The organism is Nocardioides psychrotolerans (assembly GCF_900113685.1).
GTDB lineage: Bacteria > Actinomycetota > Actinomycetes > Propionibacteriales > Nocardioidaceae > Nocardioides > Nocardioides psychrotolerans.
Window position 1 is genome coordinate 33809 of sequence record NZ_FOQG01000009.1, and the last position, 12885, is coordinate 46693.

A 12885-nucleotide genomic window follows, 5' to 3' on the forward strand; every position below is an offset into this window, starting at 1 on the left:
GCTCAGCCCGTCGCGCCGTCCTGCTCCTCGCCCTCGGCGGCAGCGATCTGGCGTCGTACGTCGATCATGTCGAGCCCCTTGATCCCGGCGATGACCTGCTCGAGGCCGGCGGGTGGGAGCGCGCCGGGCTGGGCGAAGACCAGGATCCCCTCGCGGAAGGCCATCAGCGTGGGGATCGACTGGATCCCGGCTGCGGCGGAGAGCTCGTGCTGTTCCTCGGTGTTGATCGACCCGAACGTCACGTCGGTGTGCACCTCGGAGGCGGCCTCGTAGGTCGGGGCGAACTGCTGGCACGGACCGCACCAGCTTGCCCAGAAGTCGACGAGCAGGATGTCGTCGCTCTCGACGTGAGACGTGAAGTTGTCGTTGGTCAGCTCGATGGTGGCCATGTCTCCACCGTACGACGACACCCCAGGCCCGTCACGTCGGCGGCGGTTGGGCGGTGGCTCAGCGCAGGGTGTAGGTGGCCAGCGAGACGCCGACGTAGTGGCTCACGAACGCCAGGATCGTGAAGGTGTGGAAGACCTCGTGGAAGCCGAACCACTGCGGCCACGGATTGGGCTTCTTGAAGCCGTAGACGATGCCGCCGGCGGTGTAGAAGAGCCCACCGACGGCGATCAGGATGAGCACCGCCGTGCCGGGGCCGTTGCCGAGGCGTGAGGAGGCCCCGTCGATGAAACCGGGGATGAAGAAGACCGCGGCCCAGCCCATGCCGATGTAGATCGGGGTGTAGAGCCAGCGCGGGGCATCGGTCCAGAACACCCGGAAGAGGACCCCGAGGATGGCGCAGGCCCAGACGGTGGTCAGCAGCACGACCCGCTGCGTGCCCTCGAGCAGCATCAGCGTGAGGGGGGTGTAGGAGCCGGCGATGAGCACGAAGATGTTGGCGTGGTCGAAGCGTCGCAGCGTCTGCCAGGTCCGTGGCGACCAGGACCCCGTGTGATAGATCGCCGACACACCGAAGAGCAGCAGGGCGCTGGCGGCGAAGACAGCGGAGCCCCAGCGGGTGGTGGTGTCGGGGGAGAGCACGATCAGCACGATCCCGCCGGCGAGGGCCAACGGGGTCAGGGCGAGGTGCAGCCACCCACGCAGCCGGGGCTTGACCTCGGCGAGGGTCTCGCTGACGACGTCGCCGAGATGGTCGAGCCCGGCGCGAACCGCTTCGTTGGCGTGGCGTCGGGTCGAGTCCATGACTCCAAGGTACCCACTACGCGTGAGCTGCCACGGATCGGCGCCGAACAGGTCACGATCCCCGCGATGTCCCGAGCCCCTACGATCAGGACATGGCGGACTGGAAGCGTGGGCTCAGGAGCGTGCTCTACCCCGCCTACGAGTCCCGGATCCTGCGCCGGATGCCGGACAACCTGCCCCAGCACGTCGGGGTGATGCTCGACGGCAACCGCCGCTGGGCCAAGGAGGTGGGTCGCGACACCGCTCACGGGCACCGCGCCGGAGCCGCCAACATCGAGCCGCTCCTCGGCTGGTGCGACGAGGTCGGCATCGAGGTCGTCACGCTGTGGCTGCTCTCGACCGACAACCTCAACCGCCCCGAGGCCGAGCTCACGCCGCTGCTGGAGATCATCGAGGAGGCCGTCGACTCGCTGGCCGACCAGCGCAAGTGGCGGCTGCACCCCGTGGGGGCGCTCGACCTGCTGCCCGCCGCGACCTCCGCGCGGCTCAAGGCCGCCGCCGAGGCCACGCGCGACGTCGACGGGATGCTCGTCAACATCGCGGTCGGCTACGGCGGGCGACGCGAGATCGCCGACGCCGTCCGCTCCCTGCTCCACGAACACGCCGCCAAAGGCACCTCCCTGGAGGAGCTGGCCGCCATCTTGGACGTCGAGGACATCTCCGACCACCTCTACACCAAGGGCCAGCCCGACCCCGATCTCGTGATCCGTACGTCGGGCGAGCAGCGGCTGGGCGGGTTCCTGCTGTGGCAGAGCGCCAAGTCGGAGTTCTACTTCTGCGAGGCCTACTGGCCCGACTTCCGGCGCGTCGACTTCCTGCGCGCGATCCGGGCCTACGCCAACCGCGAACGACGTCACGGGTCGTAGCCGGCCCGACCCTGGACGCGGCACGCAACACGACGTCACCCAGCCTTCACCCTGCGTTCGGGCGTGTCGTCGCAGATCGGCTCCTGGCGGGCGTACTTTCGGCTCAATGGCGAGTGGGGAAGCTCGCCACATCGGAGGCCCGTTCGTGATCGCTCACGACCAGCTCGCTGGGATGAGACTGCAGGTGCGAGCCTGCATGTCGTCCCGGCCGGACGGATGCCGGCACTCCGGTGTTCGGGCGACTCTCCGGTCCATCTGCGTCGACTAGGGCCGGGCGTCGAGTGCGCGTGCGGTCCCCTGAGGGGTGTCCCGTGGCATCAACGCCCAAGAGTTCCGAGCAGAAGGCCCGCAAGGGCAAGGTGGCTGCTCCGCTCAACCGCACCTACGTCCTGGACACCAGCGTGCTGCTGGCCGACCCGGCGGCGCTGCGCAGGTTCGAGGAGCACGAGGTCGTGCTCCCCGTCGTGGTGATCACCGAGCTGGAGGGGAAGCGTCACCACCCCGAGCTCGGATTCTTCGCCCGGGCGGCGCTGCGGGCGCTCGACGACATGCGGGTCAAGCACGGCCGCCTCGACGAGCCGGTGCCGGTGGGGGAGATGGGTGGGACCCTGCGGGTCGAGCTCAACCACACCGACCCCAACGCACTCCCCTCGGGCTTCCGCCTCGGCGACAACGACACCCGCATCCTGGCCGTGGCCCGCAACCTGGCCAATGAGGGCCACGACGTCACGCTGGTCTCCAAGGACCTGCCGATGCGGATCAAGGCCTCCGCCGTGGGCCTCGACGCCCAGGAGTACCGCGGGGAGGCGATCAACGACTCCGACACCGGCTACTCCGGGATGGCCGAGCTCGAGGTCGCGGCCGCCGAGCTCGACGAGCTCTACGACGACGGGGTCCTCGACATCGAGGCCGCCCGCAGCCTGCCGTGCCACCAGGGGTTGGTGCTGCTCTCCGACCGGGGCACGGCGCTGGGTCGGGTCGGTCCCGACAAGCAGGTGCACCTCGTGCGTGGCGACCGTGAGGTCTTCGGCATCCACGGCCGCAGCGCCGAGCAGCGGATCGCGCTGGAGATGCTGCTCGACCCCGAGGTCGGCATCGTGTCCCTCGGCGGACGCGCCGGCACCGGCAAGTCGGCCATGGCGCTGTGCGCGGGCCTCGAGGCGGTGCTCGAGCGTGGCCACCACAAGAAGGTCGTGGTGTTCCGCCCGCTCTTCGCGGTCGGCGGCCAGGAGCTCGGCTACCTGCCCGGCTCGGAGTCGGAGAAGATGTCGCCGTGGGGCCAGGCGGTCTTCGACACCCTGGGTGCCATGACCTCCAAGGACGTGATCGAGGAGATCCTCGACCGCGGCATGCTCGAGGTGCTCCCGCTGACCCACATCCGCGGTCGCTCGCTGCACGACGCGTTCGTGATCGTCGATGAGGCCCAGTCGCTGGAGCGCAACGTGCTGCTCACCGTGCTCTCGCGCATCGGGGCCAACTCCAAGGTGGTCCTGACCCACGACGTCGCCCAGCGAGACAACCTGCGGGTCGGCCGTCACGACGGCGTGGTCGCGGTGATCGAGAAGCTCAAGGGCCACCCCCTCTTCGCCCACGTGACCCTGACCCGCTCCGAGCGCTCGCCGATCGCCGCGCTGGTCACCGAGATGTTGGAGAACGTCACGGTCTGACTGGTGTCCACCGTGCCCCGTGGGTCCGTTGTGACCCGTGGGGCACGGTGTGGCCCGACTCTCCACAGATTTGTCCCCTGGTTCCGTGGTTTGGTTTGCACGTCCCCCAGTGTTCATGCAGGGTAGAGCGAGATCTTTCCGTGACCTTCTGGGCGCGTCGATCGCCCGTGTCACCGCCAGCACTCCTGCATGACCTGCCCGTGTCGTCTACCTCTGGACTCATCCTCTGTGCCGAAGCACGTCAAGCACGTCCCCCAGCACCGCGCTCGCGTCGAGCGACCCGGCGCGGCCGTCGCGCGAGCGCCTCGCAAGGCGCTGCGCACCACGCTGATCTTGTCCTCGGTGGCCGTCGCGGCCACCGGCGCGACCGTCTCGACGGGCCTGCTGACCCAGTCGCCGGCCGTCTCCGCCGGCGCTGACGACCTGTCGGCCGACCTCGCTGCCGCTGCGGTCTCCGCAGCCTCCGCGACCCAGGAGGCGACGCGCGACACCACGCAGAGCTCGCTGAGCTCGCTGAGCGAGGAGAGCCTCGAGCAGCGCAGTGCCGAGGTCTCGCGCTCCGACCGGCGTCGGGAGCTCGACCCCGCCAAGCAAGCCGCGCTCCTCCAGTCCGAGGGCACCACGCTCACCCGCACCGAGGACCTCTCCGACAACGACCCGCGTGACATCGGTCGCGCCCTGCTCGCGGAGTTCGGCTTCTCCTCCGACCAGTTCGGCTGCCTCGACTCGCTGTGGACGCGCGAGTCCGGCTGGAACGTCTACGCCGACAACCCGAGCTCGTCGGCCTACGGCATCCCGCAGTCGCTGCCGGGCTCCAAGATGGCTTCCGCGGGCGCCGACTGGGCGACCAACCCGGTCACGCAGATCCAGTGGGGCCTGGGCTACATTGACGATCGCTACGGCAGCCCGTGCGGCGCCTGGGCGCACAGCGAGTCCGTCGGCTGGTACTGACCCCCCGCGGGGGTCTCCCGCGCCGGCCATCGTCAACGGTTGCAGTGGGCGCTGCCCCGAGGGGCGACGAGCAGGGAGGAGCCTGGGACGTGGGGCGGATCTGGGACGCGATCATGCACCCTGCCCGCATCGTCCCTGCTGCGTTCTTCGTGGCCGTCGTGGTGGGCACCGTCCTGCTCTCACTGCCCTACTCGACGCCCGGCCCGACCCGTCCACCCGTGCTGACGGCGGCGTTCACGACGGTCTCCGCGGTCTGCGTCACCGGACTCACCAACGTCGACACTGCGACGTACTGGTCGCCGTTCGGGCAGGCCGTCATCATGGGCCTGATCCAGGTCGGCGGATTCGGCATCATGACGCTCGCGACGCTGCTCGGGATGCTGGTGGGGGGCAAGCTGCGCCTCAAGTCCTCGCTCATCGCCCAGGCGGAGACACACACCCTCAACATCGGCGACGTGCGCCACGTCATCCGGCGCGTGGCCATCACCGTCCTGGCGTTCGAGACCGTGTTCGCGGCCGTCCTCACGATCCGCTTCCGGATCGCCTATGACGAGTCGTGGGGGCAGGCCCTGTGGCACGGCACGTTCCACTCGGTCTCGGCCTTCAACAACGCCGGGTTCGCCCTCTACAGCGACAACCTGATCGGTTTCGTCGATGACGCCTGGATCATGTTCCCGATCTGCGTCGCGATCATCGCGGGTGGCATCGGGTTCCCGGTCCTCTTCGAGGTGCGGCGCCGCTGGCGCACCCCCAGCACCTGGTCGGTCCACACCCGCCTCACCGTCTATGGGTCACTGCTCCTGCTGCTGGTCGGCATCCTCGGGTTCCTCGCCCTGGAGTGGTCCAACGACGCGACCATCGGCCCCCTCGGGACGTGGGGCAAGGTCGTGTCGGGTGTCACGGGCGGAGTGGTGCCCCGCACCGCGGGGTTCAACAGCATCGACTACGGGCAGATCACGCCCGAGACCATGGCGATCACCTACGTCCTCATGTTCATCGGCGGCGGGTCGGCCGGCACCGCGGGTGGCATCAAGGTCACCACGTTCTTCCTGCTCGCCTACGTGATCTGGTCCGAGATCCGGGGCGAGCGCGACACCAACATCAGCCACCGCCGCATCGCCGGCTCCACCCTGCGCCAGGCCCTGACCGTGGTCCTGCTCGCCATCGCTGCCATCGGGATGGGCACGATGACCATCCTGCTCGCCACCGACTACGCCCTCGACATCGTCCTCTTCGAGACGATCTCGGCCTTCGCTACCGTCGGTCTCTCGACCGGCATCACGCCCGACCTGCCGCCGGCGGCAGAGCTCACCCTCATGGCCTTGATGTTCGTCGGCCGCGTCGGCACCATCACGGTCGGCACCGCGCTCGCCTTCAAGTCCCGCCGCCGCCATTACCACCTACCCGAGGAGCGCCCCATTGTTGGCTAGAAGGAAGTCCGACACCGTGTCGGTGGTCGTCATCGGACTCGGGCGGTTCGGTGCCGCGGTTGCCGAGTCGTTGGTCAACCTGGGCCAGGAGGTCCTGGCCATCGATGAGGACGCCGAGCTCGTCGAACGATGGGCCGACGAGCTCACGCACGTGGTCCAGGCCGACACCACGGACGACGAGGCGCTGCGTCAGCTCGGCGTCGCGCACTTCGACCGCGCGGTCGTCGCGATCGGGTCCGACATCGAGGCCAGCGTCCTGACCGTCCTGGCCCTCGCCGAGGCCGGTGTCCCGGACATCTGGGCCAAGGCCATCACCCGCAAGCACGGCCAGATCCTCGAGCGCGTCGGAGCACACCACGTCGTCTACCCCGAGCGCTCCATGGGAGAGCGGGTGGCCCACATGCTCACCGGCGGGATGATCGACTACATCGAGTTCGACGACGCGTTCTCCATCGCTCGCGCGCACGCGCCTGCGGAGACGTGGGACAAGACGCTCGCGGAGTCGGCACTCCGCAGCCGTCACGGCGTCACGATCGTCGGCACCAAGCGACTCGGCGAGGACTTCACCTACGCCCGCCCCGAGACCCGGGTGGAGCGCCACGACCAGCTCATCGTCTCCGGCCCGACCGACAAGGTCGAGCGGTTCTGCACCCTGCGCTGATCAGCCCGGCGCCCAGCGGCTCACGAGCAGGTAGCGCTCGTCGGTGATCGGCCTGCCCCAGAAGACGGCCTCGGGCAGCAGCCGCACCTCGACATGATCGCGCTGGGCGCCCACGAGCGCAGCACAGTCGTCGGCGCTGATGCCGCCCCCGGTGTGCCACCGTCCTTCGACGAGCACCAAGCGGCCTCCCGGTCGCAGCAGGGCGATCCAGCGGCGTAGGGCCTCGGCCGGGTCGGGCATCGCCCACAGGACGTGGCGCACGAGCACCACGTCGGCCGACGCGTCGGCGTACGGCGGGTCCCCGGCGTCGGCGACGACGACCTCCACGTCGAGCCCCGCCGCGGCGTGCTTGGCGCGGGCGGCCTCGACCATCGCGGGGGAGTAGTCGAGCCCGCGGACCCGGTGGTGGTCCTGCGCGAGCAGCGCCGACAGCGTGCCGGTGCCGCAGCCGAGGTCGACGACGTCGCTCGGCCTCGCGGGGAGGTGCTCGCGCATGAGGTCTCGCCAGGCCTCTCGCGTGACGGGGTCGGCCAGCCCGTGGTCGGGCTCCTGGTCGAAGCAGGCAGCCTCGGCGTCCCAGAACGCGCGGGCCTCCTCTGCGGCGCTCACCGGGCGACGAAGACGGTGACGTGGCCGGCGTACTCGCGGGAGCCGTCGAACGGTGGGAGGTCCCAGTCGACCGGTTCCTGCGAGGAGTGCAGGTAGGCCACGGCGGCGGCGTGGTCGGGGAAGACCGCCCGGGTGCGCAGGTCGTCGCGTCGCAGGTCGCCGAAGTGGCGGGAGAGCGCGTCCGCACCGTTCTCGCTGCTGAAGTGGGTGATGGCCGGCGGCCCACCGGCGGACCGGCGGAGCTCACCGACGTGCTCGTCGCCGTTGGTGACCGCCACGAACGTGCCGCCCGGTCGCAGGACGCGGCGGACCTCGGCGAGGCCCTGGTGCAGGTCGGGCACGTGGTAGAGCATCCACATCGCCGCGACCACGTCGAAGGAGTCATCGGGGAAGGGCAGCGACTGGGTGTCGGCGACGTGTGCGGTGACTCCTCGTGCAGCGGTCAGCTCCACCAGACGCTCCGACTGGTCGATGGCCACCAGGTCGAGGCCGGGGATCCGGGCTGCGACGCGCTCGGCGAACGCACCGGTCCCGCAGCCGACCTCGAGGGCGCGCGAGGGCGCGGCCGCGACGATCGCCTCGAGGGCGACGGTGGACGGGTCGCGACCATCCGCGGCCGGCTGCCAGACCGACAGCCGGGTCTGCAGGTTGCCCTCGTCGGCGTACTGGCGACGGACGGTCGTGGGGTCGTGGATCTCGTGGCTCGTCACGGGTGGGTCATCCCCGCGAGGTCGAGTGCGGCATCGAGCTGGGCCTCGGTGAGGTCGCCGCGCTCGACGTGTCCCAGGGCTATCACGGTCTCGCGGATCGTCGCGCCCTCGGCCAGCGCCACCTTGGCGATGGCGGCGGCGGCCTCGTAGCCGACGTACTTGTTGAGCGGCGTGACCACCGACGGCGACGAGGCGGCGTAGCGGCGCATGCGCTCCGCGTCGGCGGTGATGCCGTCGACGCAGCGCTGGGCCAGCAGCGTCATCGAGGTCGACAGGATCCGGATCGACTCCAACAGGTTGCGGGCCATCACCGGCATCGCGACATTGAGCTCGAAGCTGCCGCTCGCGCCGGCGATGGTCAGCACCGTGTCGTTGCCGATGACCTGGGCGCACACCATCAGCGTCGCCTCGGGCAGCACCGGGTTGACCTTGCCGGGCATGATGCTCGATCCCGGCTGGAGGTCGGGCAGGTGGATCTCCGCGAGGCCGGTGGTCGGGCCCGAGGACATCCAGCGCAGGTCGTTGCAGATCTTGGTCAGGCCGACCGCGATCGTGCGCAGGACGCCGCTGAGCTCGACCAGCGAGTCGCGGGTGCCTTGCGCCTCGAAGTGGTCGCGGGCCTCGGTGAAGGTCTCGCCGGTCAGCTCGTTGAGCTCGCCGATCGCTCCCGCGGCGAAGCCGGCGGGGGTGTTGATCCCCGTGCCGACGGCGGTGCCGCCGAGCGGCAGCTCACGGACGCGCGGCAGCACCGACTCGAGGCGCTCGGTGCCGTAGCGGACGGTCGCGGCGTAGCCGCCCATCTCCTGGCCGAGCATCACCGGTGTGGCATCCATCAGGTGCGTGCGCCCGGACTTCACCAGGCCGGCGAACTCCTCGGCCTTGGCGTCGAGGCTCCCTTCGAGCACGCCGAGTGCCGGCAGCAGGTCGCCCACCACGGCCCGGGTGACTGCGACGTGGATGGCGGTGGGGAAGGTGTCGTTGCTGGACTGGCTGGCGTTGACGTGGTCGTTGGGATGGACCTCGACGCCGGCGCGGGCCGCCAGTGAGGCGATGACCTCGTTGGCGTTCATGTTGGAGCTGGTGCCCGAACCGGTCTGGAAGACGTCGATCGGGAAGTGCTCGTCGTGCTCGCCGTCGGCGACCTCCGCAGCGGCCGCCCGGATCGCGCCGGCCTGCTCGGCCGTGAGGACGTCCAGGCGCTCGTTGGTCGCCGCGGCCGCCGCCTTGACCAGGGCCAGCGCCTCGATCATCCGCCGCTCGAGGCGGGTGCCGCTGATCGGGAAGTTCTCGACGGCGCGTTGGGTCTGGGCCCGCCACAGCGCGTCCCGGGGCACCCGCACCTCACCCATGGAGTCGTGCTCGATCCTGACGTCGTCCGTTGAGTCGCTCACCTGAGTCACGCTACCCAGTCGCGCTCTCGACGATGGCGGGGAGCGTCGGCCACGGTTGGGACACCTATCTCGACCGCCTCGTCGCCGGGCGCCGCTCCACCTCGCGGAGTTCAGTCGCGGACCCGCGCCACGTAGAGCCAGTAGCGCTCCTCACGGCCCTGCAGCAGCACCTCCAGCGGGAGCGCCTCGGCGGAGCCGGCGCCGAAGACGGTGTCCAGCGCGGCCGCGAGGTCGGGTGCCTCGTCGGCCGACCAGATCGCCAGTGCCCCACCGGGTCGAAGCACGGCTCGGGCGGCGCCGAGCGCCGAGGGTTCGTAGAGCGCGACGTTGGACTCGTGGACCAGGTAGCCCGGGCCGTTGTCGACGTCGAGGAGCACCAGGTCGTACGTCGCCGGGCGGGCCTCGGCCAGCGCGACCGCCACGTCGGCGATGACGACGTGCACCCGCTGGTCGGCCAGCAGGCCCGGACCGTGCCGGATGGTGCCGTCGCGCATCCAGCCGACCAGCGCCTCCTCGACCTCGACCACGACACAGAGCTCCACGCGCGGGTCGGCGAGCACCTCGTGCATCGTGAAGCCCAGGCCGAGCCCGCCGACCACGACCGCCCGCGGGTGCTCGACGAGGGCCAGCGCAGCGCTCGCGAGCGCTCGCTCGGTGCTCACCTCGACGGTGTCCATCACGAACGCGCCGTTGGCCCGCAGCTCCAGCGCCGCCGGTCCGCCCGCCGCTCGGCGCTCGCGCAGGACCAGCACGCCGCGCTCGGACTCGGCCCGCGCGATCTCGACGTAGTCCAGGGGCCTGGTGTCCATGGGGCCAGTCTCACCCTTGGGCCGAGGAGGGTGGAGCGGGGGCTCAGTCGAAGATCTCGCTGAGCCAGCTCTCCTTGCGCTTCTTCTTGTAGTGACCCTGCTGGGCGTAGCCCCGGTCCTGGCTGCGGTCCCGGTCCTGATCGCGGTCCTGACGCGGCTGCTCGTAGGTGTCGTAGCGGTCGCGGCTGCGGTCGTCACTCCTGCGGTCGTCGCGGTCGAAGGACTGCTGCGGGGGCACGGCGGCGGGCGCGGGAGGCGGTGGCTGCACGCTGAGTGATCGGTCGATGATCTTGTCGAGCTCGCCGCGGTCGAGCCACACTCCGCGGCAGGTCGGGCAGTAGTCGATCTCGATGCCACTGCGCTCGCTCATGACGAGCGTCGCCTGGTCGGTGGGGCACTGCATGGTGGTTCTCCTGTCGTCACCAGGACGAACGCCTCGCGACCCGTGGTCGTTCCCCCTCGCTGGGTACCGTCACGATGGACCGCACGACACGACGCCGATCCCAGGAGCGCCCATGACCTCGACCGAGCAGCCACAGGACCGGAACGACGAGCAGGCCGACGGGGCCGAGCAGGGTGGTGGGCAGGTTTCCGAGGTCGGTGCGATGGATCCGGCCGACGCAGACACGCCGATCTCCGACGACCAGTCGGTCGCCGGCTCGCCGAGCGACGAGAGCGGACGCCCCGACGAAGGCCCCACCGGTCCCGGCTCCGCGCCTGATCACGACCGCGAGCCGCACGGCTGACCCCGCCTGGCAGCGCGGCCAGGGCCAGCCGCCGATCCAGCCGACCCGGGGAGCGGGCTACTCCGCGGAGCGCACCCGGATGCCGGAGATCGGCACGGTGACGGTGCCGGAGGGGTCGGTGAAGAAGTCGTTGCCCTTGTCGTCGACGACGATGAAGGCCGGGAAGTCCTCGACCTCGATCTTCCAGACCGCCTCCATGCCGAGCTCTTCGTACTCGAGCACCGACACCGACCGGATGCAGTCCTGCGCCAGGCGGGCGGCGGGGCCGCCGATCGAGCCGAGGTAGAAGCCGCCGTGGGTGGCGCAGGCGTCGGTGACGACCTTGGACCGGTTGCCCTTGGCCAGCATCACCATGGAGCCACCGGCCGCCTGGAGCTGCTCGACGTAGGAGTCCATGCGGCCGGCCGTCGTCGGGCCGAACGAGCCGGAGGCCATGCCGTCGGGGGTCTTGGCCGGTCCGGCGTAGTAGACCGGGTGGTCCTTGAGGTACTGCGGCATCTCCTCACCGGCGTCGAGGCGCTCCTTGATCTTGGCGTGCGCGATGTCGCGCGCCACGACCAGCGGGCCGGTGAGCGAGAGGCGGGTCTTGACCGGGTGCCGCGACAGCTCGGCCAGGATCGATTCCATCGGCTGGTTGAGGTCGATCGGGACGACCTCGCCGCCGGCGATGTCGTCGGCCACCCCGGCGTCGGGCATGTAGTGCGCCGGGTCGGTCTCGAGCTGCTCGAGGAAGACACCCTCGGCGGTGATCTTGCCCAGCGCCTGGCGGTCGGCCGAGCAGGAGACGGCGATCGCGACGGGGCACGAGGCGCCGTGGCGGGGGAGTCGGACGACGCGGACGTCGTGGCAGAAGTACTTGCCGCCGAACTGCGCGCCGATCCCGAACGACTGGGTCAGCTTGAAGACCTCCTCCTCCAGCTCCAGGTCACGGAATCCGTGGGCGTCCATCGAGCCGGTCGTCGGGAGGTTGTCGAGGTAGTGGGCCGAGGCGTACTTCGCGGTCTTGAGCGCGAACTCCGCCGACGTGCCGCCGATGACGATCGCCAGGTGGTACGGCGGGCAGGCGGCGGTGCCGAGCGAGCGAATCTTCTCGTCGAGGAACTCCAGCATCCGTTTCGGGTTGAGGACGGCCTTGGTCTCCTGGAACAGGAAGGACTTGTTGGCCGAGCCACCGCCCTTGGCCATGAAGAGGAACTTGTACTCCGGGCTCTGCTTGCCGTCAGGGCCGGCCGTGGCCGGCGTCGAGTAGAGCTCGATCTGCGCGGGCAGGTTGGTGCCGGTGTTCTGCTCCTCCCACGTCGTGAGCGGCGCGAGCTGGGAGTAGCGCAGGTTCAGCAAGGTGTAGGCGTCGAAGACGCCCCGGCTGATCGCCTCGCCGTCGTCGACGCCGGTGAGCACACCCTCGGACTTCTTGCCCATCACGATCGCGGTGCCGGTGTCCTGGCACATCGGCAGCACACCGCCGGCGGAGATGTTGACGTTCTTGAGCAGGTCGAGCGCCACGAAACGGTCGTTGCCCGACGACTCGGGGTCGTCGATGATCTTGCGCAGCTGCGCGAGGTGGGCCGGGCGCAGGTAGTGGCTGATGTCGTGCATGGCCTCCGACGTCAGGCGCTGGATCGCCGCGGGATCCACCCTGAGGAAGCTCCGCCCGTCCGCCTCGAACGTCGACACCCCCTCCGTGGTGATCAGTCGGTAGGGCGTCTCTGCCCCCACCGGCTCCGGGCCGATGGGGAGGAGGTCGGAGTAACGGAACTCAGGGCCAGTGCTCACGAGGATCAAGGGTATTCCTGTGCTGCCGCGGCCCCGGCACGAGACCCTCAGCATTCATCCTGCGGACGGCGGAGGGTCGGG

14 protein-coding genes are annotated in these 12885 nt (G+C 70.2%); 6 read left to right on the forward strand and 8 right to left on the reverse strand.

Going from position 1 to position 12885, the window contains the following annotated elements; genetic code table 11:
• Nucleotides 1-2: 2 nt before the first annotated feature.
• Entirely contained in the window at nt 3-389 is a 387-nt protein-coding gene (locus BM204_RS12175; protein WP_091113665.1) for a thioredoxin family protein, read from the reverse strand.
• A gap of 58 nt (nt 390-447) precedes the next feature.
• Nucleotides 448-1191: a PAQR family membrane homeostasis protein TrhA gene (gene trhA / locus BM204_RS12180; protein WP_091113667.1), complete on the reverse strand. Its 744-nt coding sequence runs from the start codon at nt 1189-1191 to the stop codon at nt 448-450.
• Nucleotides 1192-1283: 92 nt separating this feature from the next.
• Between trhA and BM204_RS12185 the strand changes: the two genes are divergently transcribed.
• The 5 genes from BM204_RS12185 (at nt 1284) to BM204_RS12205 (ending at nt 6766) form a co-directional block, all read left to right on the forward strand.
• Nucleotides 1284-2057, forward strand: a complete 774-nt coding sequence (locus tag BM204_RS12185) for an isoprenyl transferase (protein ID WP_091113669.1) — start codon at nt 1284-1286, stop codon at nt 2055-2057.
• Between the two features lie 311 nt (nt 2058-2368).
• Nucleotides 2369-3724, forward strand: coding sequence for an RNA 5'-3' helicase PhoH2 (phoH2, locus tag BM204_RS12190; RefSeq protein WP_371863252.1), 1356 nt, complete (start codon nt 2369-2371; stop codon nt 3722-3724).
• Nucleotides 3725-3952: 228 nt separating this feature from the next.
• Entirely contained in the window at nt 3953-4675 is a 723-nt protein-coding gene (locus BM204_RS12195; protein ID WP_091113671.1) for an aggregation-promoting factor C-terminal-like domain-containing protein, read from the forward strand.
• An 89-nt stretch (nt 4676-4764) separates the two neighbouring features.
• Nucleotides 4765-6105 carry a TrkH family potassium uptake protein gene (locus tag BM204_RS12200; protein WP_246166215.1) on the forward strand — a complete coding sequence of 447 codons (1341 nt, stop codon included), beginning with the start codon at nt 4765-4767 and terminating at the stop codon, nt 6103-6105.
• 22 nt (nt 6106-6127) lie between these two features.
• Nucleotides 6128-6766 carry a potassium channel family protein gene (locus BM204_RS12205; RefSeq protein ID WP_246166216.1) on the forward strand — a complete coding sequence of 213 codons (639 nt, stop codon included), beginning with the start codon at nt 6128-6130 and terminating at the stop codon, nt 6764-6766.
• On the opposite strand, the gene BM204_RS12210 is transcribed toward BM204_RS12205, so the two are convergent.
• From BM204_RS12210 to BM204_RS12230, 5 genes are all read right to left on the reverse strand, one after another.
• Nucleotides 6767-7375: a class I SAM-dependent methyltransferase gene (locus BM204_RS12210; RefSeq protein ID WP_091113675.1), complete on the reverse strand. Its 609-nt coding sequence runs from the start codon at nt 7373-7375 to the stop codon at nt 6767-6769.
• The gene (locus BM204_RS12215) at nt 7372-8085 is read right to left on the reverse strand and encodes a class I SAM-dependent methyltransferase (RefSeq protein ID WP_091113677.1); all 714 of its coding nucleotides are present in this window, start codon (nt 8083-8085) and stop codon (nt 7372-7374) included. Before BM204_RS12215 ends, BM204_RS12210 begins: the two co-directional genes overlap by 4 nt.
• Nucleotides 8082-9434: a class II fumarate hydratase gene (locus tag BM204_RS12220; RefSeq protein ID WP_246166227.1), complete on the reverse strand. Its 1353-nt coding sequence runs from the start codon at nt 9432-9434 to the stop codon at nt 8082-8084. Before BM204_RS12220 ends, BM204_RS12215 begins: the two co-directional genes overlap by 4 nt.
• Before the next feature lie 152 nt (nt 9435-9586).
• Nucleotides 9587-10285 carry a spermine/spermidine synthase domain-containing protein gene (locus tag BM204_RS12225; protein WP_170259131.1) on the reverse strand — a complete coding sequence of 233 codons (699 nt, stop codon included), beginning with the start codon at nt 10283-10285 and terminating at the stop codon, nt 9587-9589.
• A 43-nt stretch (nt 10286-10328) separates the two neighbouring features.
• Nucleotides 10329-10688 (reverse strand): TFIIB-type zinc ribbon-containing protein, encoded by a 360-nt coding sequence (locus tag BM204_RS12230; protein WP_091113682.1) that lies wholly within the window; start codon nt 10686-10688, stop codon nt 10329-10331.
• 112 nt (nt 10689-10800) lie between these two features.
• Here BM204_RS12230 and BM204_RS12235 point away from each other — a divergent pair, with 112 nt between their 5' ends.
• Entirely contained in the window at nt 10801-11031 is a 231-nt protein-coding gene (locus BM204_RS12235) for a hypothetical protein (RefSeq protein ID WP_091113684.1), read from the forward strand.
• Between the two features lie 57 nt (nt 11032-11088).
• Here the strand turns inward: BM204_RS12235 and BM204_RS12240 are convergent, their stop codons facing one another.
• On the reverse strand, nt 11089-12804 hold the full coding sequence (locus tag BM204_RS12240) for a fumarate hydratase (protein WP_246166217.1): 1716 nt from the start codon (nt 12802-12804) through the stop codon (nt 11089-11091).
• Nucleotides 12805-12885 lie beyond the last annotated feature (81 nt).

Bases quoted from the DNA above. Each gene is read 5' to 3' on its own strand.
- BM204_RS12175 (WP_091113665.1), bottom strand. From the start codon at position 389: ATGGCCACCATCGAGCTGACCAACGACAACTTCACGTCTCACGTCGAG.
- trhA (WP_091113667.1), bottom strand. From the start codon at position 1,191: ATGGACTCGACCCGACGCCACGCCAACGAAGCGGTTCGCGCCGGGCTC.
- BM204_RS12185 (WP_091113669.1), top strand. From the start codon at position 1,284: ATGGCGGACTGGAAGCGTGGGCTCAGGAGCGTGCTCTACCCCGCCTAC.
- BM204_RS12220 (WP_246166227.1), bottom strand. From the start codon at position 9,434: ATGGGTGAGGTGCGGGTGCCCCGGGACGCGCTGTGGCGGGCCCAGACC.
- BM204_RS12225 (WP_170259131.1), bottom strand. From the start codon at position 10,285: ATGGACACCAGGCCCCTGGACTACGTCGAGATCGCGCGGGCCGAGTCC.
- BM204_RS12230 (WP_091113682.1), bottom strand. From the start codon at position 10,688: ATGCAGTGCCCCACCGACCAGGCGACGCTCGTCATGAGCGAGCGCAGT.
- BM204_RS12235 (WP_091113684.1), top strand. From the start codon at position 10,801: ATGACCTCGACCGAGCAGCCACAGGACCGGAACGACGAGCAGGCCGAC.